Origin of the sequence: Pseudomonas sp. NFR16, assembly GCF_900108875.1 — a bacterium.
Classification (GTDB): Bacteria; Pseudomonadota; Gammaproteobacteria; order Pseudomonadales; family Pseudomonadaceae; genus Aquipseudomonas.
The window spans coordinates 60,968-87,825 of record NZ_FNYJ01000004.1; the positions used below are offsets into that span (position 1 = coordinate 60,968).

Sequence of the window (26,858 nt, forward strand, 5' to 3'; positions counted from 1 at the left end):
CTCATGCCTTCAATCCTGCATGTAGATCCTGCAAGCGGCGCACGGTCTTTTCAGGGCCGAATTTCAGCGCTTCACAGATGGCCTCGCCCGCAGCAATGGTCGTGGTGCAATAGATCTTGTGCTGCAAGGCGTTGCGACGGATGGAATAGGAATCCGCGATCGACTGGCGACCTTCGGTGGTGTTGATGATCAGCGTGACTTCGTCATTCTTGATCATGTCGACCACGTGAGGGCGACCCTCAGTCACCTTGTTGACGCGACGCACTTTCAGGCCGGCTGCCTCGATGAGGCGCGCGGTACCTGCGGTTGCAACGATTTCGAAACCCAGCTCGATCAGGTTGCGGGCAACGCCAGCCACCAGCGGCTTGTCGTCGTCACGCACGCTGATGAAAGCGGTTCCGCCGGTCGGCAGCACTTCGCTGGCGCCCATCTGGGCTTTGGCAAAGGCTTCACCGAAGGTATCGCCGACACCCATGACTTCACCGGTGGACTTCATCTCCGGGCCGAGGATCGGGTCGACGCCAGGGAACTTGGCGAACGGGAAGACCGCCTCTTTCACGCTGTAGAAATTCGGGATGATTTCTTTGGTGAAGCCAAGCTCTTTCAGGGTTTTACCCGCCATGACGCGTGCTGCGATCATCGCCAGGGAGACACCGATGCACTTGGAAACGAACGGCACGGTGCGCGAGGCACGCGGGTTCACTTCGATGACGTAGATGTCTTCACCCTGCAGGGCCAGCTGCACGTTCATCAGGCCGACCACGCCGAGCTCGAGGGCCATTTTCTTGACCTGCTCGCGCATCTCGTCCTGAATGTGCGCCGGCAGCGAGTACGGCGGCAGCGAGCATGCCGAGTCACCGGAGTGAACGCCTGCCTGCTCGATGTGCTGCATGATCGCGCCAATGACGACGTCAGTGCCGTCACACACGGCATCCACGTCCATCTCGATCGCACAGTTGAGGAAGTGGTCCAGCAGCACCGGGCTGTCGTTGGACACTTGAACCGCTTCGCGCAGGTAGCGCTTGAGCTCTTCTTCTTCGTAGACGATTTCCATCGCACGGCCGCCCAGTACGTAGGACGGACGCACCACCAGCGGGTAACCGATTTTCGCTGCAGCGCGAATGGCTTCGTCTTCGCTGCGCACGGTGGCGTTTGGCGGCTGACGCAGGTTCAAGCGCTCGACCATTTGCTGGAAACGCTCACGGTCTTCGGCACGGTCGATGGCGTCAGGGCTGGTGCCGATGATCGGCACGCCGGCCGCTTCAAGCGCACGCGCCAGTTTCAGAGGCGTCTGGCCGCCGTACTGGACGATCACGCCCTTCGGCTTCTCGACGCGGACGATCTCCAGTACGTCTTCAAGCGTCACTGGCTCGAAGTACAGACGGTCGGAGGTGTCGTAGTCGGTCGATACGGTTTCCGGGTTGCAGTTGACCATGATGGTCTCGTACCCGTCGTCACGCAGCGCCAGCGCGGCATGAACGCAGCAGTAGTCGAACTCGATGCCCTGGCCGATCCGGTTAGGACCGCCGCCCAGGATCATGATCTTGTCGCGCGTCGAAGGGTTGGCTTCGCACTCTTCTTCGTACGTCGAGTACATGTACGCGGTATCGGTCGCGAACTCGGCAGCACAGGTGTCGACACGCTTGTAGACCGGGTAGATCTCAAGCTTGTGGCGGTGCGTGCGCAGGTTTTTCTCGGTGACGCCCAGCAGCTTGGCCAGACGCGCATCGGAGAAGCCCTTGCGCTTGAGGCGGAACATCAGGTCGCGGTCGATTGCCGACAGGCCGAGGGTCTTGACCTTCTCTTCTTCCTTGATCAGATCTTCGATCTGCACCAGGAACCAAGGGTCGATCATGTTCATGTCGAAAATCTGCTCGACCGTCATGCCGGCGCGGAATGCGTCGGCGACGTACCAGATGCGCTCGGCGCCCGGAACGGTCAGCTCGCGCTTGAGGATGCTCATGCTTTCCGAGCTGCCCAGATCCAGCTTCGGATCAAGACCGCTGACGCCCACTTCCAGGCCACGCAGAGCTTTCTGCAGCGATTCCTGGAAGGTACGGCCGATCGCCATGACTTCGCCGACCGACTTCATTTGCGTGGTCAGGCGCGCGTCGGCCTTCGAGAATTTCTCGAACGCGAAGCGAGGCAGTTTGGTGACGACGTAGTCGATGGACGGCTCGAAGGACGCCGGGGTCTTGCCGCCGGTGATGTCGTTCTGCAGTTCGTCCAGGGTGTAACCCACTGCCAGCTTGGCCGCGACCTTGGCGATCGGGAAGCCCGTGGCCTTAGAGGCGAGCGCCGAGGAGCGGGAAACGCGCGGGTTCATCTCGATGACGACCATGCGGCCGGTGTCCGGGCAGATACCGAACTGCACGTTCGAGCCGCCGGTTTCAACGCCGATCTCGCGCAGGACCGCCAACGAGGCGTTCCGCAGGATCTGGTATTCCTTGTCGGTCAGGGTCTGCGCAGGCGCGACAGTGATCGAGTCACCGGTGTGCACGCCCATCGGGTCGAAGTTTTCGATGGAGCAGACGATGATGCAGTTGTCCTTTTTGTCGCGGACAACTTCCATTTCATATTCTTTCCAGCCGATCAGCGATTCGTCGATCAGCAGCTCTTTGGTCGGCGACAGATCCAGACCGCGGGCGCAGATTTCTTCGAACTCTTCACGGTTGTAAGCGATGCCGCCACCGGTGCCGCCCATGGTGAAGGACGGACGGATGATGCACGGGAAGCCCAGCTTTTCGAGGACCGCGTTGGCCTCTTCCATGCTGTGGGCGATACCCGAGCGCGGGCATTCCAGGCCGATGGCCTTCATCGCCTTGTCGAAACGCGAGCGGTCTTCAGCCTTGTCGATGGTGTCGGCATTGGCGCCGATCATTTCGACGCCGAACTTCTCCAGAACGCCTTCGCGCTCCAGGTCCAGCGCGCAGTTCAGAGCCGTCTGGCCACCCATGGTAGGCAGCAGCGCGTCCGGGCGTTCCTTTTCGATGATCTTGGCGACGGTCGCCCACTTGATCGGCTCGATGTAGGTCGCGTCCGCCATGGCCGGGTCGGTCATGATGGTGGCCGGGTTGGAGTTGACCAGGATGACGCGGTAGCCCTCTTCGCGCAGGGCTTTACACGCCTGGGCGCCGGAGTAGTCGAATTCACAGGCCTGGCCGATCACGATCGGGCCAGCGCCGAGAATCAGGATGCTTTTAATGTCTGTACGTTTTGGCATGGGTTGTCACTCGAATCCTATGTCAGTCGGCAAGCCGTCTTGAACATTCTCTGAGGTGCCGGGCGCGGGGTCGGACGTGTCCGGCGCGCCGCGTGCACCTGCTCGCTACAGTCGCAAGTCGCCGATTAGCGGCGCTTGGCCATGGCTGTGATGAAGCGATCAAACAGCGGCGCGACGTCGTTGGGGCCCGGGCTCGCCTCAGGGTGACCCTGGAAGCTGAAAGCGTCCTTGTCGGTACGCTCGATGCCTTGCAGGGTGCCGTCGAACAGCGATTTGTGGATCGCGCGCACATTGCCTGGCAGGGTTGCTTCGTCCACCGCAAAACCATGGTTCTGACTGGTGATCATGACAACACCGGAATCCAGATCCTGCACCGGGTGGTTGGCACCATGGTGGCCATGACCCATCTTGACGGTTTTGGCACCGGACGCGAGGGCCAGCAGTTGATGACCCAGGCAGATGCCGAAGACCGGAATCTCGGTCTGCAGCACGTCCTTGATCGCCTGAATCGCGTAGTCGCAAGGCTCCGGATCGCCAGGGCCGTTGGACAGGAACACGCCATCGGGGTTGAGGGCGAGCACTTCACTGGCCGGCGTCTGGGCAGGCACCACGGTCACGCGGCAGCCGCGCTCGACAAGCATGCGCAGGATGTTGGTCTTGACGCCGTAGTCGTAGGCCACGACGTTGTACGGCAGATCGCCTGCCGCCAGTTCCGGGTGACTGTCGGTCTTCAGGCTCCAGACGCTGGAGCGCCACTCGTAGGTTTCCTTGGTGCTGACTTCTTTGGCGAGGTCCATGCCTTTCAGGCCTGGGAAGCCGCGGGCTGCGGCGATGGCCGCTTCTTCCGAAATGTCGTCACCGGCCATGATGCAGCCGTTCTGCGCGCCTTTCTCACGCAGAATGCGGGTCAGGCGACGCGTGTCGATGCCAGCGATGGCGACGACATTGTTGGCTTTCAGATAATCATCCAGGGACATCTTGTTGCGCCAGTTGCTCGCCACCAGAGGCAGGTCGCGAATGACCAGGCCCGCCGACCATACGCGGTCGGATTCGGCGTCTTCCGGCGTGGTGCCGGTGTTGCCGATGTGAGGGTAAGTCAGGGTGACGATTTGCTGGGCATAGGAAGGATCGGTAAGGATTTCCTGATAGCCGGTCATTGCGGTGTTGAACACCACCTCACCAACGGTCTGGCCGTCGGCTCCAATGGCTTCGCCGCGAAAAATGCTGCCATCAGCAAGGGCGAGTATGGCTGGCTTAGTCAAGAAGACCTCCCGTAATAAAGCCTGAAAGGGCGATCGCAGGTTGTAAAAAAGCGGAATGACGTATAGACACGTCACCCCGCTTTTTTAATCGAATTATCTGCGCGCTTTTAGTGGACACACTAAAGCTGTAGCTTACAGAAAAAGGCTTTTTTAATCCACCGCTAAAACGCCTTGAAGGCAGAGGAATGCGACAGGACATCGCGCGGCGGGTCAAAACTGCGGGCAGGATACAGGGAAAACAGCTGTTCCGCCCGCATTGTCACGGGTTCAACTACGCCAATCAGTGAAGCTCGAGCACGTCCCGCATGTCGTAGAGACCCGGGGATTTGGCATCGAGCCACAGCGCAGCGCGTACAGCGCCCTTGGCAAAGGTCATTCGACTGGAGGCCTTGTGGGTGATTTCCAGGCGCTCGCCTTCTGCGGCGAACAGCACCGTATGATCGCCCACCACATCTCCACCGCGTACCGTGGCGAAACCGATGGTGTCACGCTCACGGACGCCGGTATGACCTTCACGGCCGTAGACCGCAACCTCGCCCAGATCACGACCCAAAGTCCGCGCGATGACTTCGCCCATGCTGACCGCCGTCCCCGAAGGCGCATCGACCTTGTTGCGGTGATGCGCTTCGATGATTTCGATGTCTGCGTCGTCACCCATCACCCTGGCCGCCATTTCCAGCAGCTTGAATGACAGGTTTACACCGACACTGAAATTGGACGCGAAGACGATGGGGATGTCTTTGCTGGCTTCCTGCAACAGTTGCTTCTGCTCAGCGCTGAGGCCCGTGGTGCCGATGACCATCGCCTTACCGGCCTTGCGGCAGAAGGCGAGGTTTTTCAGCATCACATCCGGCAGCGTGAAATCGATCAGCACATCGAACTCGTCCGCCACCTGCTCCAGGTTGCCGGTCAGCTGCACCCCGATACGACCAATCGACGCGAGCTCACCCGCATCGGCGCCGATCATCGTGCTGCCCGGACGAACGATCGCCGCGGTCAGCCCTGTCAGCGGCGCGCGCTCCTGAACGGCTTCGATCAGATGCTTGCCCATACGCCCGGCAGCGCCCATCACTGCAATACGTCGCATGCCCTGCTCCTCAGAGATCGCCGAAGAAACGCTTCACGCCTTCGAACCAGCCACTGGCCTTGGGCGAATGCGAGCTGTCGCCTTCCAGCGAGGCGCGGAACTCTTCGAGCAATTCACGCTGACGACGACCCAGGTTGACTGGCGTCTCCACCGCAACGCGGCACATCAGGTCGCCCGCACCACCGCCGCGCACAGGCGCAACGCCCTTGCCGCGCAGACGGAATTGCTTGCCGGTCTGGGTGCCTTCAGGGATTTTCAGTTTGACGCGGCCGTCCAGCGTCGGCACTTCAAGCTCGCCACCCAGCGCAGCGTCGGTGAAGCTGATCGGCACTTCGCAGTACAGGTGCTTGCCGTCGCGCTGGAAAATCGCGTGCTCGCGCACATTGATCACGACATACAGGTCGCCCGTCGGACCACCCTGCACGCCCGCCTCTCCTTCGCCCGAGAGACGAATGCGATCGCCGGTGTCGACGCCGGCCGGCACCTTGACCGACAACGTCTTGTATTCTTCGACGCGGCCTTCGCCGTGGCAGGAATCGCAAGGGTCGGAAATGATCTTGCCGTTGCCGTGGCAACGCGGGCAGGTCTGCTGAACGGAGAAGAAACCCTGCTGCATGCGAACCTGGCCAATGCCGCCGCACGTCGGGCAAGTGACAGGCGAAGAGCCTTTTTTGGCGCCGCTGCCGTCACACGGTTTGCAGTTGACCAGCGTCGGCACGCGAATGCTGACGGTGGTGCCACGCACGGCTTCTTCGAGATTCAGTTCAAGGGTGTAGCGCAGGTCGCTGCCACGCTGGGCGCCGCCACGTCCGCCGCCGCCGGCACGGCCACCGCCGAAGAAGTCACTGAAGACATCGCCGAATATGTCGGAGAAGTTCGCGCCGCCGAAACCGGCGCCGCCGCCCATGCCCTGATCGACACCGGCATGACCGTATTGGTCATACGCAGCACGCTTGCTGGCATCGGACAGCACTTCGTACGCTTCATTGGCTTCTTTGAACGCATCTTCCGAGGCTTTGTCGCCCGGATTGCGGTCAGGGTGATACTTCATCGCGAGACGACGATACGCCTTTTTAAGGTCCGCCTCGCTGGAGCCGCGCTCCACCCCCAATACTTCGTAATAGTCACGCTTTGACATAAGTTTTCTGCACTCTTGAGGACGCCCGGCATAACCCTCCTGAGTTTGCCGAACTCGTTGAGCCCCTTTCAGGCCCGGACCCAACTCACGTCAATTCAACGATCCTGGTCTTGGTTCAACGGCCTTCGATCGACCGAGGAAAGCGGCAGAACAAGCCGGATTGCAGGAGCATCCGCCTTTGCCACACAGCCCGCGAAGACACCCTCGCGCAGCTTGAAAATTCGGGTGTTCCAGACACGTCAACGCGGGAGCAAGCTCCCGCGCGGCGACATCCTACCAGCGACCGCTCGAAAGCGGTCAACCGGCGATCAAGTGAGCCTGCGCTTACTTGTTGTCTTTGACTTCTTCGAACTCAGCATCGACGACGTCGTCGGCCTTGTGCTCTTCCTGAGCAGGCTGAGCGCCGGCTTCAGGTTTTTCAGCCTGCTCGGCGTACATCTTCTGAGCGACCGGAGCGGAGACTTTCGACAGCTCTTCGACCTTGGCGTCGATCGCAGCCTTGTCATCGCCTTTCACAGCGGTTTCCAGCGCGACGACAGCAGCTTCGATCGCAGTCTTCTCTTCAGCGGTGACCTTGTCACCCGCGTCAGCGACCATCTTGCGAGTCGAGTGAACCAGCGCATCACCCTGGTTACGGGCAGACGCCAGTTCTTCGAACTTGCGGTCTTCGTCAGCGTTGGTTTCAGCGTCGCGAATCATCTGCTGAATTTCTTCCTCGGACAGACCGGAGTTGGCCTTGATCACGATCGACTGAGTCTTGCCGGTTGCCTTGTCTTTCGCGCCGACGTGCAGGATGCCGTTGGCGTCGATGTCGAAGGTCACTTCGATCTGAGGCACGCCGCGTGGAGCCGGTGGAATCTCGGCCAGGTCGAATTTACCCAGCGACTTGTTCTGTGCAGCTTGCTTGCGCTCGCCTTGCAGAACATGAATGGTCACAGCGCTCTGGTTGTCATCGGCAGTCGAAAACACCTGGGATTTCTTGGTAGGAATCGTGGTGTTTTTCTCGATCAGCGCAGTCATCACGCCGCCCATGGTTTCGATACCCAGGGTCAGCGGGCTGACGTCCAGCAGCAGAACGTCTTTCACGTCGCCGGCCAGAACCGCGCCCTGGATGGCAGCACCCATTGCAACCGCTTCGTCCGGGTTGACGTCCTTACGGGCTTCTTTGCCGAAGAACTCGGTGACTTTCTGCTGAACCAGCGGCATACGAGTCTGACCACCGACCAGGATCACGTCGTTGATCTTGCTGATGTCGATACCGGCATCTTTCAGCGCAATGCGGCAAGGCTCGATGGTGCGCTGAACCAGGTCTTCAACCAGCGATTCCAGTTTGGCGCGGGAGATCTTCACGTTCAGGTGCTTAGGACCGGTAGCGTCTGCAGTGATGTACGGCAGGTTAACGTCGGTCTGCAGGCTGGAAGACAGCTCGATCTTGGCTTTTTCGGCAGCTTCTTTCAGGCGCTGCATCGCCAGCGGGTCACCTTTGAGGTTCATGCCGCTTTCTTTCTTGAATTCGTCAACGAGGTAGTCGATCAGACGAATGTCGAAGTCTTCACCACCCAGGAAGGTGTCGCCGTTGGTGGCCAACACTTCGAACTGGTGCTCGCCATCGACTTCGGCGATTTCGATGACCGAAACGTCGAAAGTACCGCCACCCAGGTCATAAACGATGACAGTGTGGTCGCCTTTGGCTTTATCCATACCGTAGGCCAGTGCGGCTGCGGTCGGTTCGTTGATGATACGTTTTACGTCCAGACCGGCGATGCGGCCGGCGTCTTTGGTAGCCTGACGCTGGCTGTCGTTGAAGTAGGCCGGAACGGTGATGACCGCTTCGGTCACGGTCTCGCCCAAGTAGTCTTCTGCGGTTTTCTTCATCTTCTTCAGGATTTCAGCGGAAATCTGAGGAGGCGACATTTTCTGGCCGTTCACTTCAACCCAGGCGTCACCGTTGTCAGCCTTGGCGATTTTGTAAGGCACCATCTTGATGTCTTTCTGTACGACTTCTTCTTCGAAGCGACGACCGATCAGACGCTTCACCGCGTACAGGGTGTTGTGCGGGTTGGTGACTGCCTGACGCTTGGCCGACTGACCGACGAGGATTTCGCCGTCGTTGGCGTAAGCGATGATCGAAGGGGTGGTACGCGCGCCTTCGGCGTTCTCGATAACCTTGACGTTACCGTTTTCCAGAATGGAGACGCAGGAGTTGGTGGTCCCCAGGTCGATACCGATAATCTTGCCCATGTTTTGACTCTCCCGAAACTTTGAATTTGGTTGCCGCAACTGCGTTTACAAATTGCGGTAATTCTTTAAACCATGGCCCTTAGATGGGGCCCGCTCAGCTGATTTCAAGCCTGCTCGTCAATTGACGGTGTAACAGGCGACGGTGCCTTGCTGACCACGACCATGGCCGGGCGCAGCAGACGACCGTTAAGCTGATAACCCTTCTGAAACACCTTCAGAACGCTGTTCGGCTCCACGTCCGCGCTTTCCTGCATCGCCATCGCCTGATGATGCTCGGCGTTGAACGGCTGGCCGTGCGGGTCGATGGCTTCCAGATTGAAACGCTTGAGGGTGTCGTTGAACATTTTCAGCGTCAGCTCGATGCCTTCACGCATCGGGCGGATGCTCTCGTCATCCGGGTTGGACAGGTCCAGACCACGCTCCAGGCTGTCGATGATCGGCAGCAGGTCGCCGGCAAATTTCTCCAGCGCGAATTTGTGGGCTTTCTCTACGTCCTGTTCTGCACGGCGGCGGACGTTCTGCAGATCCGCAGCGACACGCAGGGACTGGTCCTGCGCTGCAGCCAGTTGCTCTTCCAGCACTTGCACACGAGTTGCCAAATCCTCACCGGAGGTCGCCGCGTCGCCAGCCTGATCCTGAGCCTGCGTGTCCGGGTTCTGTTCGTCAGCCATAGTTCTCTCCTTCTAATTACGTCCGTGAGCTCAACTCACGCTTCTGCCCGGCTATATGGGGCCGTAATTTTCGGCTTCAAGGGGTTTTGATGCAGGATGAGGCGAATGACCCCACAAATTTTCCGCCATGACCGGATTTCCAAGCCTGGCGGTGTACAGACAGTGCACTTGCGCAGAAAACAGCCAACCGCCCGTCAAATCGAGCCGGACCGGGGCATTGTCAGGCGTGAGCGAAACACTGTATAAATAACCAGACAAATCGTTTGGGAGCCGCCCTAATGCTGGTGCACCTGTCCATACATAACTACGCCATCGTTGAACACCTCGATCTGGAACTCGATCGAGGCATGAGCGTGATCACCGGCGAAACCGGTGCCGGTAAATCGATCATGCTCGACGCACTGGGCCTGACCCTGGGCGACAGAGCCGACAGCGGCGTAGTGAGACCGGGCGCCGACAAGGCAGACATTCTGGCGACCTTCGATGTGTCGGATATTCCCGAAGCGAGCGCATGGTTGAAAGAGCGCGACCTGGAAACAGACGGCCCGTGCATCTTGCGTCGCGTGATCACAGCCGAGGGTCGCTCGCGCGCTTATATAAACGGTACACCCTGCCCGCAGGGTGATCTGAAGGCGCTGGGCGAGCTGATCATCGACATTCACAGCCAGCATGAGCATCAGTCGTTGCTCAAAACCGATACGCATCGGCGATTGCTGGATGAGTACGCGGGCGCCACCGATCTGGCCCGCCAGGTTCAACTGGCCGCGCAGCGCTGGCGTCAGACGCGTCAGGAGCTGGAACGCCTGGCCAATTCAGGCGACGAGCAGCGCGCCAAGCATCAACTGTTGAGCTACCAGCTCGAAGAGCTCGAAAGCCTGAGCCTGGGCGAGAACGAGCTCGAGCATCTGGAACAAGAGCAAACCACCCTGACCAATGCCGAAAGCCTGCTCGGTATCTGCCGGCAGGTCGTCGAGCTGTGCAGCGAGAGCGACTCAGGCAACGCCCTGAATGCGCTGACGGCCAGCCTCAACCGGCTCACCAGCGTGAACAACTCGCCGGATGCGCTGAACGAGGCGACCAATCTGCTCTCCAGCGCACAGATTCAGGTCGAGGAAGCCGTGGGCGAGATCAATCGCTTCCTCGATCGTTTCGAAGCAGATCCGGCCCGCCTGCAACAGATCGAAGAACGGCTCGACACCATCTACACGCTGGCGCGCAAACACCGCGTGCAGCCGAGCGAAGTGCCTGCGCTGCATCAAAAGTTGCTCGACGAAATCGAGACGCTCAACGCCAACGATGAAGCGGTCGAACGCCTGCAGCATGAGCTGGGTTCCTATGCACGGCATTATCAGGAAAAAGCTCGCGAGCTGAGCGACCTGCGTCATCGCGCGGCGCCCGAACTCGCACATGCGGTTGAGCACGAAATCCAGCGACTGGGCATGCCCGGCGGGCGCTTCAATATCGAGCTCAAGGAGAACGCAGACAAAGAACTGTCTCCCCACGGTCTCGAGCAAGTGGAACTGTTGGTCAGCGCCAACCCCGGCCAGCCGCTCAAGGCATTGGCGAAAGTGGCGTCGGGCGGCGAGCTGTCGAGGATCAGTCTGGCCATTCAGGTCATCACGGCCCAGACCTCGCGAATCCCGACACTGGTGTTCGACGAAGTGGACGTCGGCATCGGCGGGCCAACGGCGGAAATTGTCGGGCAGTTGCTGCGGCGCCTCGGCGAGCGCGGCCAGGTCATGACGGTGACGCACCTGCCCCAGGTTGCTGCGCAGGGACATCAGCATCTGTTCGTGCACAAGGTCCGTGAAAACGACGCGACCCGGACCGCGGTTTCGAAACTGAGCAAAAACGAGCGCGTCGAGGAAGTGGCGCGGATGCTGGGCGGGATCGACCTGACCAAAGAGTCGCTGGCTCACGCGAAGAAGATGGTGGTGGCAGCGAAATCCTGACCATCTTCCAGAAACGACAAAGGCGACCCGAGGGTCGCCTTTGTTTTGCTACAGAAAAAGACTTACGCCTGTTTCTTGCGCACGTAGAGCACCAGATTGTGGTCCACCAGCTCGAAGCCGTGTTCGGCCACAATTTGTTTCTGAAGCTCTTCGATTCCTTTATGAAAGAATTCGATCACCTCGCCGGAATCCACGTTGACCATGTGGTCGTGGTGGCCTCCATCGGCGAGTTCGAATACGGCATGACCGCCGTCGAAGTTGTGGCGAACCACCAACCCGGCTGCTTCGAACTGAGTCAAAACACGGTAAACCGTTGCCAGACCGACGTCTTCGTTGGCCTCCATAAGCGCCTTGTAGACGTCCTCCGCGCTCATGTGGCGCTGCTCTGCAGAATCGAGCATTTGAAGGATCTTGACCCGCGGCAGGGTCACTTTAAGTCCAGCTTTGCGTAGTTCGCTATTTTCAACCATGGTCAGCTTTCTCGCAGACGCTGCTTCGCAGCTTCTCTTAATGCAGGTATGATCGGGGTTTACGTTGTCCCAGCCAAGATAGTGGAAGTCGCCCACCGATGCAAAACACCAAGCTCTTGCTAACCAGTTTCACCTTCGTGGGACTGCTCGCACTCGCCGGTTGTTCATTCCCCGGGGTTTATAAAATCGACATCCAACAGGGCAATGTCGTCACGCAGGACATGATAGACCAGTTACGCCCCGGAATGACCCGTCGGCAAGTAAGGTTTATCATGGGCAATCCCTTGTTGACCGACACTTTTCACCCTGAACGCTGGGACTACCTGTACAGCTTGCAGCCCGGTGGCGGTGAGCGTCAGCAGGAGCGCATCAGCCTGATCTTCAATGGTAGCGATCAACTGGCCAGCCTGTCCGGTGACTTCAAACCCGGCGTGAGCCGTGACGAAGCCATTCTCGGCAAAGGCAGCGATACCAACGCAACGCCCGAAAACAAAGGCGATCAGCCTCAGAAGGAAGAGCCGCCCAAGCCTGGCTCCCTGCTTGAGCAGATCCAGAATGACGTCGACAAAGTCGAAACAGTGCCGGTCCCAACTCAGGAACCGCTGGACACAAGCCCACGCTGATCGCCCAGTTTGTGCGTCAATTCAGCTGCACAAAAAAGCCCGGCATTGCCGGGCTTTTTGTTGTTCTTCAATCGAGCCGATGAAAAACTTAAATCGGCTTCTGTGCCTTTCGCACCTTTGCCGCCTTTTCGGCGCGCAGACGACGCACCTCTTTGGGGTCCGCCAGCAACGGACGATAAATCTCGATCCTGTCGCCCGGCTCGAGCCTGCGCTGCTCCGGATCGCTCACCACTTTTCCGAAAATCCCCAGCGGGCACTCAGCACGTTCAAGCTCCGGGAAGTGCTGGGCAATTCCTGAAGCCTCAACCGCTGCGCGCACAGTCGTCCCGGTGGGCACATCGAGCTTGAGCAGCACCTGTCGATCCACAGCTGCATACACCACTTCGACGCTGATCATGTCAGCTGCCATGCAGCTCTTTGGCTCGCTGGCAGAATGCATCGACCAGCGTGTTGGCGGCCTGGTTGAACAGCGGGCCCAGCGTCGCCCGCACGATAGGTCCGGAGTAATCAAACGAAAGATCGAGGCTGATTTTGCAGGCCTTCTCGTTCAACGCCTTGAACGTCCAGACGCCATGCAACTGACTGAACGGGCCCTCCTCTAGATTCATCTCGATGGTCTGGCCCGGAGTCAGCGTATTGCGTGTGACGAAGTGCTGACTCAAACCACCCTTGGCCACCTCGACCCGCGCGCGCATCGCGTTGTCGCTCTGTTCCAGCACCGTGGCGCCGGAGCACCAGGGCAGAAATTCCGAGTAGCGACTCACGTCGTTGACCAGGTCGTAGAGCGCCTGTGCGGGGTATGGCAACAGGGCCGAACGTTGAATATGCGTAGTCATGTCAGCGTCATTTCCAAAGCTGAGCGGCAAAGACAATCACGATGCCGATCGGCGCCACATAGCGCATCAAAAAAAACGTCAAAGCGAACAGGACCGGACTGCGTACGGACAATTCGTCACGTACCGCGGCGCGTCCCATCACCCAACCTGCGAAGATCACAAAACACAATCCACCCAGCGGCAACATGATCCGCGAGGTGAAGAAATCAATCACGCCAAAGAAATCCAGCCCCGACGTCGCTCCCCACTGGTAGAGATGAAACGCGCCGCCTTCGTTCACGAAAAATTTGGCCTGCTTCCAGATGTTGAACGAGAAAACCGTCCCCAGCCCCACGAACCAGCAGATGAACGACAGCCAGAACGTGACCCAGCCGCGACGTACTTTCGTGCGCTCCACCAGGTACGCAACCATCGGCTCGAGCAGGGAAATCGCGGAGCTCCACGCTGCCACCGCGACGAGGATGAAGAACACCACACCCATGACTGTACCGAACGCTACGTTACCAAATGCATAGGGCAAGGTGACGAACATCAGGCCAGGGCCTTCGCTCGGGTTCAGGCCTGCCGCAAAGACGATCGGAAACAGCGCAAGCCCGGCCAGCAGTGAGACAAAGGTGTCGAGCAACGCCACGCCGACCACGGTCGCACTGATCGACGCCCCTTTGGTCATGTACGCGCCGTAGATCATGATGGAACCCACACCGACACTCAGCGAAAAGAACGCGTGACCCATCGCCGGCAGCAGGCCGTCAAGCAGCTTCTCCGGCGTGAAGTCGAACATGAAATGCAGGCCTTCCATGAAATGCCCGGTGGTGAGGCTGTAGCCCAGCAATATCACCATCAGCACGAACAGCAGCGGCATGAGGATGCGCAGACTGCGCTCGAGCCCCGCGTTGACGCCTTTGGCGATGGTGATTGCCGAGAGCAGCATGAACAGCGTATGCCAGCCCACCAGACGCCACGGGTCGGCGATCATTTCGCCAAAGAACCCGCCAACGCCCTCCGGCGTCACGCCCTGAAAATCACCCTTGCCGACATCGATGATGTACTCGAGCGACCAGCCGCCCACGACACTATAAAAAGAAAGAATCAGCAGCGCCGTGATCATCCCGGCGAATGCGCCCCAGGACCACTTCGGCGAATGACCGGCCTCGACTGCCAGGGCCTTCAGTGCGTTGGCGGGGCTTTGCCGGGCGCGACGACCGATCAATGTTTCGGCAATCATGACCGGAATGCCGATCAGCGCGATGCAGGCCAGGAATACCAGCACGAACGCGCCGCCGCCATAGACGCCGACCATGTAGGGAAATTTCCATATGCTTCCCAGGCCCACGGCCGAGCCTGTGGCCGCCAGAATGAACACCCAGCGACTCGCCCAACTCCCATGAACCGAAACCTTGTCCGTTGACATCGTCGACACGTCCAGCACGCAAAAAAGATCGCGCATTGTCCGGGATTCACTCTGCGTGCTCAAGCACAGTGCTCAAGCATCGCCGAGCCCGTAGCCGAGAGCACCGTTGATCCCTATAATGCGTCGCCTATGGCTAAGCTCAAGAAACATCCCACAGGGACCATCGCGCAAAATAAAAAGGCGCGTCACGATTACTTCATCGAACACAAGTTCGAGGCCGGTCTGGTCCTGGCTGGCTGGGAAGTAAAAAGCCTGCGTGCCAACAAGGTGCAGCTGGTGGACAGTTACGTGCTGCTCAAGGACGGTGAGGCCTGGCTGATGGGTAGCCATATCACGCCGTTGACGACAGCCAGCACCCACGTCATCGCTGACCCGACACGCACCCGTAAACTGCTGCTCAACAAGCGCGAGCTGGAAAGGCTCAACGCTGCCGTTGCCCAGAAAGGTTATACCGCTGTCGCCCTCGCGCTTTACTGGAAGGCGCACTTGATCAAGTGCGAAATCGCTCTGGGTAAAGGCAAGAAGGAATACGACAAGCGCGATACCGAGCGCGAGCGCGACTCCAATCGCGAGCTGCAACGCGCGGTGCGCAACAAGGGCAAGGAAGACTGATTCTTTCGGTCTTCTACGGTCTGAGCCAGACCGGCAGGAGCGCGCTTGCCCGTGATGGCAGGGTGTCAGACGATCAATTCGTCACTGACTCACCGACATCGCGGACAAGCGTGCTGCTACAGGTAGCCGTTATCGATCAGATCCCGTTGCGCCGCTCGGCGCGCGCAGTGCGCTGCACCTGCTGACGCACTTCCTCAAGCACCTCTTGCACGTACAGCAAATGACGGCTGGATACCTCACGCGCGTCATCGGCACGCCCCTCGATGATCGCCAGATACAACTCACGATGCTGGTTAATCAGCATGTCGCGGGTCTCCGCGCGCTGTTTGTACATCCCGCCAATGTTGGTGACGACGTTGCGCCGCAGCAAGTCGAACAGTCCGCGAATCGTGTGCAAGAGCACTGCGTTGTGACTGGCTTCGGCGATGGCGAGGTGGAAGTTCGCGTCAGCCGCGCCCTCCTCCGCCCGGCTCACTTCATCCACCCGACTGTAGCAATCCTGCAGGGCATCGAACGCCTCGCGTAGCCGCAAGCGGTCAACATCGGTCGCGCGAATGGCGGCGTAATACGCGCAGGACGCTTCGAGGGTGTGACGGAATTCCAGAAGGTCGCGCTGCGCCTCGGGGCTGCTTTCCAAGAGGTGCATCAATGGATCGCTGAAGGTCGAGCCCAGATTCTCCGCGACATAATTGCCGCCGCCCTGGCGACTGACCAACAGCCCTTTGGCGGTGAGTTTCTGGATGGCTTCGCGCAACGAAGGACGCGACACACCGAACTGCTCGGCAAGCGCACGCTCTGCCGGCAGACGTCCACCTGCCCTCAGCGTGCCCTCAAGGATCATCCTCTCCAGCTGTTCGACAATGTCGTCAGACAAGCGGCGCTGACGCACCTGATCAAAGCCCATACCCCTCGCTCCACATCCACAACCTGCTTCCCCCGACTCGGCTGCGGGGGGCGCTTATTCTCGCTGATTGTGGTCAGACATTCACCCGGCAGATGTAGGACAAACTACCGTTTCAGGCAAAAACGGCGCTTAGTACTACAAAAGTTTTAGCGCCTTAAATTGACACACCAATGCCAAGGCTTTTAACCTAGCGACAAGACATTGTAAATTGGTATTACCAATTTATAAATGCCGGCGACTGGCGGTCAAACACCGCGTTCGCCGCAGGCATTTCGCGACGGCGTAATACCTGAGCTGGTGAGCTGTGCGACTCGTTCGTCAGCGCCGGCAGGACGACAGGAAAGCAGTTGTCCCCTGCAGGAGCAGCGCACGTAAGACATGCACACCGGGCCTAACCAAAAACAATTAGGGGCCTCCTACATGCAAACCTGGCAACAGCTCTACACACCTCTGGGCAGCCTGAGCCTTTCGGCACTCGCTGCAGTCATCCCGATCGTTTTCTTCTTCCTCGCACTGGCGGTATTCCGGCTCAAAGGGCACGTTGCAGGCGCTGTCACCCTGCTGCTGGCTGTGCTGATCGCCATCTTCGCTTTCCAGATGCCAGCCGACATGGCCATCGCCTCAGCGGTCTACGGTTTTCTGTACGGGCTGTGGCCCATTGCGTGGATCATCATTGCGGCGGTCTTCCTGTACAAACTGACGGTAAAGAGCGGCCAGTTCGAAATCATCCGCAGCTCTGTCATGTCGATCACCGATGACCAACGCCTTCAGGTGTTGCTGATCGGCTTCTGCTTCGGTGCATTTCTTGAAGGTGCGGCAGGCTTCGGCGCGCCGGTTGCCATTACCGCAGCGCTGCTCGTCGGTCTGGGGCTGAACCCGCTTTATGCGGCAGGGCTGTGTCTGATTGCCAACACCGCACCCGTGGCGTTCGGCGCATTGGGCATTCCGATCATCGTCGCCGGCCAGGTGTCCGGCATCGACGCGTTCAAGATCGGCGCGATGGCGGGTCGGCAGTTGCCGCTGCTTTCGGTGTTCGTGCCGTTCTGGCTGATGTTCATGATGGATGGCGTGAAGGGCGTCAAAGAGACCTGGCCTGCTGCGCTCGTCGCGGGCGGCAGCTTCGCCATCGTCCAATTCCTGACGTCCAACTACATTGGCCCGGAACTGCCAGACATTACCTCGGCGCTGGTCAGCCTCGTGTCCCTGACCTTCTTCCTGAAGGTGTGGCAACCGGCTCGTGCGGCCGATATGCAAGTGGCCAGCGCCGGTGGCGGCGCGGTGGTGATGGGCGGCGGCCCGGGTGGTTTCGGCCAGCCTCGCACGACCAAGAAATCGCCTTACTCCGTTGGCACGATCATCAAAGCCTGGTCGCCCTTCCTGATCCTGACGGTCATCGTGACGATCTGGACATTGAAGCCCTTCAAGGCGCTGTTCGCAGCGGGCGGGCCCTTGCAGTCGCTGACCATGAACTTCCCGGTGCCGCACCTGGATCAACTGGTGATGAAGGGTGCGCCGATTGTCGCCAACGCGACCGCCATGCCCGCCGTTTACAAGTTCGATCTGCTCGCAGCGTCGGGCAGCGCGATTCTCGTGTCGGCGATTCTGGCGATGATCGTCCTGCGCATCGGCGTCAAAACGGGTCTTACCACGTTCAAGGAAACCCTGATCGAGCTGCGCTGGGCGATCGTCTCCATCGGCATGGTGCTGGCCTTCGCGTTCGTCATGAACTACTCGGGCATGTCGTCGACGCTGGCGCTGGTATTGGCCGGTACGGGTTCAGCGTTCCCGTTCTTCTCGCCGTTCCTCGGCTGGCTGGGCGTATTCCTGACCGGTTCTGACACATCGTCCAACGCCCTGTTCGGCTCGCTGCAGGCGACCACCGCGCATCAACTGGGTGTCAGCGACGTGCTGATGGTGGCTGCGAACTCCAGCGGTGGCGTGACGGGCAAGATGATTTCGCCGCAATCGATCGCCGTCGCCTGCGCTGCGACGGGTCTGGTGGGCAAGGAATCCGACCTGTTCCGCTTCACCCTCAAGCACAGCATTTTCTTCGCCGCGATCGTCGGCTGCGTCACCTACGCACAAGCGTATTGGTTCACCGGCATGCTGGTGCACTAACGAGACGAGGGCCGGGTGCGCCGCTGCGCGCCCGGCCGCTGTCCCCGCTCACTCTACGTTGCGAGACCTCATGATCATTTCCTCCTCGACCGACTATCGCGCCGCCGCGCAACGCAAGTTGCCGCCGTTCCTGTTTCACTACGCCGACGGTGGCGCGTACGCCGAGCACACGCTGCGCCACAACGTCTCGGACCTGGCCAGCATTGCCCTGCGCCAGCGGGTCCTGAAGAACATGTCCGAACTCAGTCTGGAGACCCGGCTGTTCGACGAAACCCTGAGCATGCCCGTCGCGCTGGCGCCTGTCGGCCTGTGCGGGATGTATGCGCGCAGAGGCGAAGTGCAGGCGGCGCGCGCGGCATCTGCCAAAGGCATTCCGTTCACCCTGTCCACCGTTTCGCTGTGCCCCATCGAAGAAGTCGCCCCGGCCATTGATCGGCCGATGTGGTTTCAGCTGTACGTGCTCAAAGATCGCGGCTTCATGCGCAATGCGCTGGAGCGCGCCAAGGCTGCGGGCGTGAAGACGCTGATTTTCACGGTCGACATGCCCGTGCCCGGCGCCCGCTACCGCGACGCCCACTCAGGCATGAGCGGCAAGAACGGCCCGATTCGTCGCGTGCTGCAAGCCATGACCCATCCGCAATGGGCCTGGGACGTCGGCGTCAACGGCCGCCCCCATGACCTCGGCAACATCTCCACGTATCGCGGCAACCCCACGGGCCTGGCGGACTACATCGGCTGGCTGGGCGCGAATTTCGACCCGTCCATTTCCTGGAAGGACCTTGAGTGGATTCGTGAATTCTGGGACGGACCGATGCTGATCAAAGGCATCCTCGATCCCGATGACGCCCGCGACGCGGTTAAATTCGGCGCTGATGGCATCGTCGTGTCCAACCATGGCGGCCGCCAGCTCGACGGCGTGCTGTCCAGTGCTCGCGCCCTGCCAGCCATCGCCGACGCGGTGAAGGGCGACCTGAAAATCCTCGCGGACTCCGGCATTCGTAGCGGCCTGGATGTGGTACGCATGATCGCGCTGGGCGCCGATACCGTGTTGATCGGTCGTGCGTTCATTTATGCCCTCGCGACCCACGGCGAGGCTGGCGTGAAGAATCTGCTCGATCTGTTCGAGAAAGAAATGCGCGTGGCCATGGTGCTGACCGGCGCCAAGACAATCAGCGAGATCAGCCGCGAGTCGCTGGTTCGTGAGTCGTTGGCCGGCAACACAGGCGCCTGAAAGCACCCCTTCATTACGCACGCGGCACGTCAGATGCCGCGGCGCCCCCGAGAAAACTGATGAGGAAGAACGCATGAGCCTGCCCGCCTCCTTCCTGGCCGATGTGAAGCGTTTGATTCCCGTACAACGTCGTTTCGACGACCCGCTCTCGACCCTCGCGTTTGGGACCGACGCCAGCTTTTACCGGTTGATTCCCAAGCTGGTCGTGCGTGTCGAATCCGAAGACGAAGTCGTCGCGCTGCTCAAGTGCGCCCAAGCTGACAAGGTGCCGGTGACCTTCCGCGCCGCCGGCACCAGCCTCTCGGGGCAAGCCATCAGCGATTCAGTGCTGATCGTGCTGGGGGATAACTGGAACGGCCGCGAAATCCGCGAGCACGGCACGCAGATTCGCCTGCAACCGGGCGTGATCGGCGCTCAGGCGAACGTCTGGCTGGCGCCTTTCGGTCGCAAACTGGGGCCGGATCCGGCGTCGATCAACGCCGCGAAAATCGGCGGCATCGTGGCCAACAACTCGAGCGGCATGTGTTGCGGGACCGCGCAAAACACGTATCACACCCTCGCGGGGATGCGCATCGTGCTGGCCGATGGCACGCGCATCGACACAGAAGATGCAGGCAGCGTCGCCGCCTTCCGAAAAAGCCATGGGCACCTGCTTGATCAACTCGCGCAACTGGGACGCGAGACCCGCGCCAATGCCGAACTGGCCGCAAAGATTCGCCACAAATACCGTCTGAAAAACACCACCGGGCTGTCTCTCAACGCTCTGGTCGATTTCGATGATCCGCTGGACATCCTCAGCCACCTGCTCGTCGGCTCCGAGGGCACGCTGGGTTTCATCAGCGCCGTCACCTACGACACCGTGCTGGACCACGCCAACAAAGCCTCAGCGCTGATCGTGTTTCCTGATGTCGAGACCTGCTGCAATGCCGTGACCGTCCTGAAAAGCCAGCCCGTCGCGGCTGTCGAACTGCTCGACCGCCGCAGCATGCGCTCGGTGGAGAATAAGCCCGGCATGCCGTCGTTCGTACGCGAGCTGTCGGACAACGCCTGCGCGCTACTGATCGAAGCCCGCGCCGCCAGTCAGCCGTTGCTGCACGAGCAACTGGCGCAGATCATGGCATCGATTGCGCACTTCCCCGTGGATCAGCGGATCGATTTCACTGAAGATCCGACCGAAAACGCGCGCCTCTGGGCCATCCGCAAAGACATGTTCCCGGCCGTGGGCGCGGTCCGGGAAACCGGCACGACGGTGATCATCGAAGACGTGCTGTTCCCCATCGAGCAGTTGGCGATCGGCGTGCGGCGCCTGATTCAACTGTTCGAAAAGCATCGCTATGACGAAGCCATCCTGTTCGGCCACGCGCTGGAGGGCAATCTGCACTTCGTCTTCACGCAGGGCTTCAATGACCCGTCCGAGATCGCCCGCTATTCAGCGTTCATGGACGACGTCACGCAACTGGTGGCGGTCGAGTTCAACGGCTCGCTCAAGGCCGAACATGGCACGGGCCGCAACATGGCGCCTTTCGTTGAGCTGGAATGGGGCCGCGATGCGTATCAATTGATGTGGGCCCTCAAACGGCTGCTCGATCCCAACGGCATTCTCAATCCGGATGTAGTACTGAGCGAAGATCCGCACATCCACCTCAAGCACCTCAAACCGCTGCCCGCCGCCGACGCGATTGTCGACAAGTGCATCGAGTGCGGTTTCTGCGAGCCGGTGTGCCCTTCCAAAGGCCTGACACTGAGCCCGCGCCAGCGCATCGTGATATGGCGGGACATTCAGGCGAAGAAACGCGCAGGTGAGGATACCCGCGAGCTGGAGCGCGACTATCACTACCAGGGCATCGAAACCTGCGCGGCCACCGGGCTGTGCGCGCAGCGTTGTCCGGTGGGCATCAACACCGGCGAGCTGGTGAAAAAACTGCGTGCCCAGGAAGCGACTCATGGCCAAGCCGCAGGCTGGCTCGCGCATCACTTCACGACCGCGTTACAAGGCGCGCGCTTCACGCTGCACGCCGCCAACGGCGCACGCATGCTGCTGGGCGCTCCGAGGCTGACGCGGATTTCCGCAGCGCTCAGCAAAGCTTCATCGGGTCGAGTGCCGCAGTGGACGCCAGCCATGCCTCAGCCGGAAAACGCGATTCGCTTCACCCCGCCTATCGAAGATCAGCGTCCGCGGGTGGTGTACCTGGCGGCCTGCGTGTCGCGCGTGATGGGTCCTGCCGCGGGCGATCATGAACAGATGTCGCTGATGGACAAAACCCGAGGCTTGCTGGAAAAAGCGGGCTATCAGGTGGTGTTTCCCGAGAACCAGGACAGCCTCTGCTGCGGCCAGCCGTTCGCGTCCAAAGGCTACGCCGAGCCAGCCGAAGAAAAGCGCCAGCAATTGCTGGCAGCACTGACCAAAGCCAGTCGCGGCGGGCTCGATCCGATCTACTGCGACACCAGTCCGTGCACGTTGCGGCTGGTTCAAGACCTCAAACCGTCGCCACTGGATCTTTACGATCCGGTGCGATTCATACGCACGCACCTGCTCGACAAACTCGTGTTCACGCCGCAACAGGAGGCCATCGCCGTGCACGTCACCTGCAGCACTCAGCACCTGGGCGAAAGCCAGGCGCTGATCGAGCTGGCGAGGCTGTGCAGCGTCAACGTGGTCATTCCCGAAGGCATCCATTGCTGTGGGTTTGCCGGTGATAAAGGCTTCACCACGCCGGAGCTGAACGCTCACTCGCTGCGCACGCTCAAAGACGCCGTGCAGTACTGCAGCGAAGGCATTTCAACCAGCAGGACATGCGAGATCGGCCTCACCCAGCATGGAGGCATCGACTACCATGGACTGGTCTATCTGGTCGACCGGGTCACTCGACCAAGAACCGCTTGATGCACACAAATGGGGCAATTATTGCCCCATTTCGCCGAAACATACTGCAACATGGCTTTTTCCCACCATTCGCAAAATAAATAGAACCCCTGCGATAGCGGACAGTCCATCTCTTTAAGCGCCACAACCCGCTGGCGCTTATTCCTCTATCTCGGACATCGGCCTGACACACCGGCCCTACCGAGTCCACAGGCTCAAGGAGATACACATGAAGCGCACAGCACTGACTGGACTGTTTCTTACCGCTGCACTGTTGGGTTCCCCGGTATTCGCCGCTGATGACCTGTGCGGCGCAAACCTGCAGACGCTGAAGGATGCTCACACTTCGACCAGCACCAACATGAGTGCAGACTCCAAAGAGGAGCTGGAGAAGACCATCGCCAGCGCCACCGCTGCGCAGAAGGCTGGCAATGACAAGGAATGCATCGAGCTGACCACCAAGGAAATCACCTCGCTGAAAACCGGCGGTGACGGTTCCGACGGCGGCAACGCCAAGTAAGTGCCGCAGACACGATAGCCAGCCTCCGGGCTGGCTGGGTGACGCGACACGAGGCGCGGAGTCGACGTATCTCATTGATTCGGGTACACTCCGCGGCCTGACTGCTAGAGCAGCAGAATTGGGGCCGATTAGGATTCGACGCCGGTGATGAAACTCTAGGGGCATGCCGACTTGGTAACAGAAGTCGTAAATCCACTGTTGCAACTTTCTATAGTTGCCAATGACGAAACCTACGGGGAACAAGCTCTCGCTGCGTAAGCGGCGCTAGCCTTCCTTCTGGTAGCTTCGGCTCCAGCAATCATCAGGGGATGCCTGTAAACCCGAAATGATTGTCATACAGAACAGGATCGCCGTGCAGTACGCTGTGGACGAATCGGCTAAAACTTACACAGCTCGCCCAAAGCACCCTGCCCGTCGGGTCGCTGAGGGTTAACTTAATAGACACGGCTAAGCATGTAGGCCCGAAAGCGGAGTACTGGCGGACGGGGGTTCAAATCCCCCCGGCTCCACCACACAAGCTATACAATTCAAGCACTTAGCGTTACTCGCAAGTGCTTTTTTTGTGCCTTTTGGGGCTGTTTTGGCTCAGAAATGACAGGGTAATGACAGCATCAGCGACAGACCCGCTTGCCGGTTTCGATTGGGAAAATGATGATTCGATGACAAAGGGCCCACATCACTGCGGGCCCTTCGTTCACATCTTTCGCAAGATGTAGCAATTACATCTAAATCGGCGGCTTGTTACTTATTCCCACCATGACTGTGCTGACCGCCTTTTTTACCGGCGTCAGACGCTTTCTGATGGTCATTCGCGAAATTGCCACCACGTCCACCTTGGTTGGTTTGAGACGACGTACCGCCAGAAGCCTGGCCGCCCTTTTTACCAGCCTCGGAGGCCTTTTCACGATCGTTAGCAAAGTTTCCTGGATTGGAGTTTCCGGTGTTAGCCATCATTTTATCCTCTCTAGTTAATGAGTTTTGCTTGACGCATATTTTCAGATGCCCCATCCCCATGAACCGATCCCGAAAATTACCTGCTGGGCGACGAGCGGCTTGATGCCAAACTGATGTCTGGTGCCCTTCCCGGTGCGCCGGGTTCGAGTCGCGTTGCGACTTGGCAACTCAGTGCCGGGCGATTGAGCTGCGCGCCGGCGAATCTAGGTAGGCATAAATAAGCGCACTTAGGCAGATGCTGTTCCGCCTAAAACGGAGGGATTCCTCCCCGTGACGGCACATGGCTGTCATAGCCAGGATGCTGTCGATTGCGTAAGGTTCAAGGCTCAATGGACAGAGGAATCACCATCGTGGCGAAACCGAAGGCGGCTCTTAAGACCGCAGGCCTTCCTATAGGGCTGCCTGATCAGGTCTATGCGACCTGGGTGTCATCGATGAGTGACATTCTCACTACTGACAATGCGCGTCATGCCGCCGAGCGATATCAGTTTTTGTGCGGTTTTTCCCAAGCGCTCATCGATGCAAAAATTCTCGATGATGCCGATTACGCTAGCATGCGAGAGAAGCTGCTTGAAGCCTGGACAAAGACGGTCAACCGTGTGGATCAGGCCTCCGAATCCAGCATATAACCCATCCGTTAAATTTTTCGCTTGAGTGAACCCGTGATCTCGACCCTGCTCTATTTACATAACGGTCCCACCGAAGGGTATTCACCTATGCTGCTCGAAAATGTCGCTGTCGTTAAAGAAGCCCATACTGCAAAAGAAGCAAATGAATTGCTCGTGCAGGGCTGGCAGCTATTGGGTTTTGTGGAAAGCACAAAAGACGGCGGAGTGACTTACGTGCTCGGCCAGGCCAGATCCAGAGGCGCTGGAACATTGGGGCCAAGAACTGACCCGGAGCGTCGATAACCAGTTCACTCCACCACTGACTTAGTCAGCTCAACGCTCTGGAAACACCGTTCGCAATAGTGGCAGCGGAATACGGCACACCCCCATTTTCATGCTTGATGATCTCTGTCGTGATCGCGATCAGCGTTTGCAGGCTGCGCAGGTCGATCGGCTGATTGGGTTGCGCACCGACACCCGCCGCCACTGCTCTGATGTAGGACTCGGTGTCGTTCTCCACACCTGGCGCCCACCGGTTGATCACTTCCCTTACTGTATCGATTCCAACTCCGCCCACGCTGGGCATTCCGTCCTTGCCTCGGTAGGCCAAGATCAGCTTGGCCAGCGCGCGGATGCCGTTCTCGGCAGTGTCAAACCGAGCGAACCGCTTCTCGATAGCCGGATCCGGATCAAGCTGGCCCAGCCATTGATTGCGCGGGTTGTAGTCGATGTTGCCCGGGTTGTTGTTTCGTACGCCTCGGGTCATTTGGGGCATCTACTTTTCTCCAGACGTAAAAAACCCCGAACTTGTCGGGGTCTTGGTGTATGAGGTGGATCCGCCGAGCCTGACGCCCATCCAGAAGATTGCGGCCCGCCATCGCGCGGTACCGTCACCGGACGTGAGCGCGCGATAAAACACGGCGTCGCAGTCGGCCCGGGACAGAACACCCGTGGTGTACAGCCAGTCGTGCAGGATGGCTGCGCGCATCCCGTAACCGGCGAGCAGCCCGTAAAGTGCCAGGGTGGTGATCGCGAGTATCAACAGCGCCGGCGCCAGCCAGCCCCACGCGAACGCCCAGCCCACCAGCGCGCCGATCGAGGACCACCGGCAGACCTCACGCAGGATCCGGATCGAGGCCAGATCGCTGTAGAAATCGGCGGGCACCGCCAGCGCGCCGTGCACAGGATCGTTGAACGTCAGTTGCTCCTGGGTGGCCACATCCCACCGGCTGATGAAGCGCACGGCGGGATGGGTGTCGAACTTGCCGATCGCAATCATGCTGGCCAGCCCTGCTTGAGCATTTCCTCGGTGAACGTGCGCGCATCCAGTGCAGAGATGAGCTCGCTCTCCCGGTCGAAGCACGCCTGCACGTGCTGCCGCACCGCCTTGGACACGGAAATGAGCGTCGGCCCGTCGAGCTGGATAAAGCCGTCGGGCGTTTTCCAGTTGCAGACGTAGGTGTCATCCATGAACGCCGACAGCGCGGCACCGGTGATCAGCGCCTGACTGTCGCGGCCGGTATCCACAAACATTCCGCCGACGGTGATGCCTGCGGTTTCTGCATCGTAGCGCCGGGCCGCGATCTGCCCTCGGGTCAGTTCCAGCGTTGCAGCGGCTTTCATTTCCTTGGTCACTGCCTGGGAAAAGTCGATCATGCTTCAGGCTCCTCGAGGGGCTGGGGGAATGCGACAGGCCCGTCGGGCACGTCGATCAGGTCCTCGGGAAAGGCCTGTTCCTGGCTATAGTTGGCCGGCAGCGGCAGGATCAGCCTGATGACGAGCTCGCCATCAATACGCTCCACATCGCCTGCAATCCAATCGCCCGACACCGCGCTCATGGGCAACGTCGCGCCATCGGGCAGCGGGCCGAAATCCAGCGCTGTGCCGTTGAGCGTCAAGACGTCACCCTGCTTGGTCACTTCCAGCGTGTCATCCCGGCGCTGAGGGGAGAGTTTGATAATCATGTGAACCACCTTCCAATTGACATGACGTTGATCGTCAGTTGTGCGTTGCTGGTTGTTGCAGTCGGCGTAGCCAGGTACGCGGTAGCAGTGCTGGTGCTGTTAGGGGCAATGTTCGACACCCACGAACCTCGAGTAGACACTGCGCCTTCTACTGGCTGCGCAAACATCCT

Annotated in this window: 25 protein-coding genes and 1 other RNA gene; 10 read left to right on the forward strand and 16 right to left on the reverse strand. The window is 59.7% G+C overall.

What is annotated here, in order from left to right; genetic code table 11:
* Position 1: 1 nt before the first annotated feature.
* From carB to grpE, 6 genes are all read right to left on the reverse strand, one after another.
* Positions 2-3,223, reverse strand: coding sequence for a carbamoyl-phosphate synthase large subunit (gene carB, locus BMZ10_RS16230; RefSeq protein ID WP_093464332.1), 3,222 nt, complete (start codon positions 3,221-3,223; stop codon positions 2-4).
* A gap of 125 nt (positions 3,224-3,348) precedes the next feature.
* Positions 3,349-4,485 carry a glutamine-hydrolyzing carbamoyl-phosphate synthase small subunit gene (gene carA, locus BMZ10_RS16235; RefSeq protein ID WP_093464335.1) on the reverse strand — a complete coding sequence of 379 codons (1,137 nt, stop codon included), beginning with the start codon at positions 4,483-4,485 and terminating at the stop codon, positions 3,349-3,351.
* Positions 4,486-4,765: 280 nt separating this feature from the next.
* Positions 4,766-5,572 carry a 4-hydroxy-tetrahydrodipicolinate reductase gene (dapB, locus tag BMZ10_RS16240; RefSeq protein WP_093464338.1) on the reverse strand — a complete coding sequence of 269 codons (807 nt, stop codon included), beginning with the start codon at positions 5,570-5,572 and terminating at the stop codon, positions 4,766-4,768.
* Between the two features lie 10 nt (positions 5,573-5,582).
* Positions 5,583-6,710: a molecular chaperone DnaJ gene (gene dnaJ / locus BMZ10_RS16245; RefSeq protein ID WP_093464341.1), complete on the reverse strand. Its 1,128-nt coding sequence runs from the start codon at positions 6,708-6,710 to the stop codon at positions 5,583-5,585.
* 324 nt (positions 6,711-7,034) lie between these two features.
* Positions 7,035-8,990, reverse strand: coding sequence for a molecular chaperone DnaK (gene dnaK, locus BMZ10_RS16250; protein ID WP_256214520.1), 1,956 nt, complete (start codon positions 8,988-8,990; stop codon positions 7,035-7,037).
* Between the two features lie 65 nt (positions 8,991-9,055).
* Positions 9,056-9,622 (reverse strand): nucleotide exchange factor GrpE, encoded by a 567-nt coding sequence (grpE, locus tag BMZ10_RS16255; protein ID WP_093464346.1) that lies wholly within the window; start codon positions 9,620-9,622, stop codon positions 9,056-9,058.
* Positions 9,623-9,900: 278 nt separating this feature from the next.
* Between grpE and recN the strand changes: the two genes are divergently transcribed.
* The gene (recN, locus tag BMZ10_RS16260; RefSeq protein ID WP_093464349.1) at positions 9,901-11,574 is read left to right on the forward strand and encodes a DNA repair protein RecN; all 1,674 of its coding nucleotides are present in this window, start codon (positions 9,901-9,903) and stop codon (positions 11,572-11,574) included.
* Between the two features lie 62 nt (positions 11,575-11,636).
* Here the strand turns inward: recN and fur are convergent, their stop codons facing one another.
* Positions 11,637-12,044 carry a ferric iron uptake transcriptional regulator gene (gene fur / locus BMZ10_RS16265; protein ID WP_093464352.1) on the reverse strand — a complete coding sequence of 136 codons (408 nt, stop codon included), beginning with the start codon at positions 12,042-12,044 and terminating at the stop codon, positions 11,637-11,639.
* A gap of 98 nt (positions 12,045-12,142) precedes the next feature.
* Here fur and BMZ10_RS16270 point away from each other — a divergent pair, with 98 nt between their 5' ends.
* Positions 12,143-12,667, forward strand: coding sequence for an outer membrane protein assembly factor BamE (locus tag BMZ10_RS16270; protein ID WP_093464358.1), 525 nt, complete (start codon positions 12,143-12,145; stop codon positions 12,665-12,667).
* Between the two features lie 88 nt (positions 12,668-12,755).
* Here BMZ10_RS16270 and BMZ10_RS16275 read toward each other — a convergent pair whose 3' ends face one another.
* The 3 genes from BMZ10_RS16275 to BMZ10_RS16285 are packed head-to-tail and all read right to left on the reverse strand — an operon-like array spanning position 12,756 to position 14,914.
* On the reverse strand, positions 12,756-13,076 hold the full coding sequence (locus tag BMZ10_RS16275) for an RnfH family protein (RefSeq protein ID WP_177182146.1): 321 nt from the start codon (positions 13,074-13,076) through the stop codon (positions 12,756-12,758).
* Entirely contained in the window at positions 13,066-13,503 is a 438-nt protein-coding gene (locus BMZ10_RS16280; RefSeq protein ID WP_093464361.1) for a type II toxin-antitoxin system RatA family toxin, read from the reverse strand. Before BMZ10_RS16280 ends, BMZ10_RS16275 begins: the two co-directional genes overlap by 11 nt.
* Before the next feature lie 7 nt (positions 13,504-13,510).
* Entirely contained in the window at positions 13,511-14,914 is a 1,404-nt protein-coding gene (locus tag BMZ10_RS16285) for a sodium-dependent transporter (RefSeq protein ID WP_093465556.1), read from the reverse strand.
* A 129-nt stretch (positions 14,915-15,043) separates the two neighbouring features.
* On the opposite strand from BMZ10_RS16285, the gene smpB reads away from it, so the two are divergent.
* Positions 15,044-15,526 (forward strand): SsrA-binding protein SmpB, encoded by a 483-nt coding sequence (smpB, locus tag BMZ10_RS16290; protein ID WP_062389795.1) that lies wholly within the window; start codon positions 15,044-15,046, stop codon positions 15,524-15,526.
* Between the two features lie 136 nt (positions 15,527-15,662).
* On the opposite strand, the gene BMZ10_RS16295 is transcribed toward smpB, so the two are convergent.
* Entirely contained in the window at positions 15,663-16,430 is a 768-nt protein-coding gene (locus BMZ10_RS16295) for a GntR family transcriptional regulator (protein ID WP_093464364.1), read from the reverse strand.
* A gap of 420 nt (positions 16,431-16,850) precedes the next feature.
* Between BMZ10_RS16295 and BMZ10_RS16300 the strand changes: the two genes are divergently transcribed.
* The 5 genes from BMZ10_RS16300 to ssrA all read left to right on the forward strand — a co-directional run bounded on the left by BMZ10_RS16300 (position 16,851) and on the right by ssrA (position 23,674).
* Positions 16,851-18,548, forward strand: coding sequence for a lactate permease LctP family transporter (locus BMZ10_RS16300; protein ID WP_093465559.1), 1,698 nt, complete (start codon positions 16,851-16,853; stop codon positions 18,546-18,548).
* Positions 18,549-18,618: 70 nt separating this feature from the next.
* The gene (lldD, locus tag BMZ10_RS16305) at positions 18,619-19,779 is read left to right on the forward strand and encodes an FMN-dependent L-lactate dehydrogenase LldD (RefSeq protein ID WP_093464366.1); all 1,161 of its coding nucleotides are present in this window, start codon (positions 18,619-18,621) and stop codon (positions 19,777-19,779) included.
* 73 nt (positions 19,780-19,852) lie between these two features.
* On the forward strand, positions 19,853-22,663 hold the full coding sequence (locus BMZ10_RS16310) for an FAD-binding and (Fe-S)-binding domain-containing protein (protein WP_093464368.1): 2,811 nt from the start codon (positions 19,853-19,855) through the stop codon (positions 22,661-22,663).
* Between the two features lie 208 nt (positions 22,664-22,871).
* Positions 22,872-23,162 carry a hypothetical protein gene (locus BMZ10_RS16315; protein WP_093464370.1) on the forward strand — a complete coding sequence of 97 codons (291 nt, stop codon included), beginning with the start codon at positions 22,872-22,874 and terminating at the stop codon, positions 23,160-23,162.
* Between the two features lie 120 nt (positions 23,163-23,282).
* Positions 23,283-23,674, forward strand: a transfer-messenger RNA (tmRNA) gene (gene ssrA, locus BMZ10_RS16320).
* A gap of 229 nt (positions 23,675-23,903) precedes the next feature.
* Here ssrA and BMZ10_RS16325 read toward each other — a convergent pair.
* Positions 23,904-24,113: a con-10 family general stress protein gene (locus BMZ10_RS16325; RefSeq protein WP_093465563.1), complete on the reverse strand. Its 210-nt coding sequence runs from the start codon at positions 24,111-24,113 to the stop codon at positions 23,904-23,906.
* Between the two features lie 311 nt (positions 24,114-24,424).
* On the opposite strand from BMZ10_RS16325, the gene BMZ10_RS16330 reads away from it, so the two are divergent.
* Both BMZ10_RS16330 and BMZ10_RS27470 read left to right on the forward strand, forming a co-directional pair.
* On the forward strand, positions 24,425-24,745 hold the full coding sequence (locus tag BMZ10_RS16330) for a hypothetical protein (protein WP_143070297.1): 321 nt from the start codon (positions 24,425-24,427) through the stop codon (positions 24,743-24,745).
* 33 nt (positions 24,746-24,778) lie between these two features.
* Positions 24,779-25,027, forward strand: coding sequence for a hypothetical protein (locus BMZ10_RS27470; protein WP_143070298.1), 249 nt, complete (start codon positions 24,779-24,781; stop codon positions 25,025-25,027).
* A gap of 25 nt (positions 25,028-25,052) precedes the next feature.
* Here BMZ10_RS27470 and BMZ10_RS16335 read toward each other — a convergent pair whose 3' ends face one another.
* From BMZ10_RS16335 to BMZ10_RS16350, 4 genes are read right to left on the reverse strand one after another with little or no spacing between them, the layout of a single operon-like run.
* Positions 25,053-25,499, reverse strand: a complete 447-nt coding sequence (locus BMZ10_RS16335; protein WP_371265980.1) for a structural protein P5 — start codon at positions 25,497-25,499, stop codon at positions 25,053-25,055.
* Positions 25,500-26,003, reverse strand: coding sequence for a DUF1353 domain-containing protein (locus BMZ10_RS16340; protein ID WP_093464374.1), 504 nt, complete (start codon positions 26,001-26,003; stop codon positions 25,500-25,502).
* On the reverse strand, positions 26,000-26,380 hold the full coding sequence (locus tag BMZ10_RS16345; protein ID WP_093464376.1) for a DUF4376 domain-containing protein: 381 nt from the start codon (positions 26,378-26,380) through the stop codon (positions 26,000-26,002). The genes BMZ10_RS16340 and BMZ10_RS16345 overlap by 4 nt, the downstream gene beginning before the upstream one ends.
* Positions 26,377-26,688 carry a hypothetical protein gene (locus BMZ10_RS16350; RefSeq protein WP_093464378.1) on the reverse strand — a complete coding sequence of 104 codons (312 nt, stop codon included), beginning with the start codon at positions 26,686-26,688 and terminating at the stop codon, positions 26,377-26,379. The genes BMZ10_RS16345 and BMZ10_RS16350 overlap by 4 nt, the downstream gene beginning before the upstream one ends.
* Positions 26,689-26,858 lie beyond the last annotated feature (170 nt).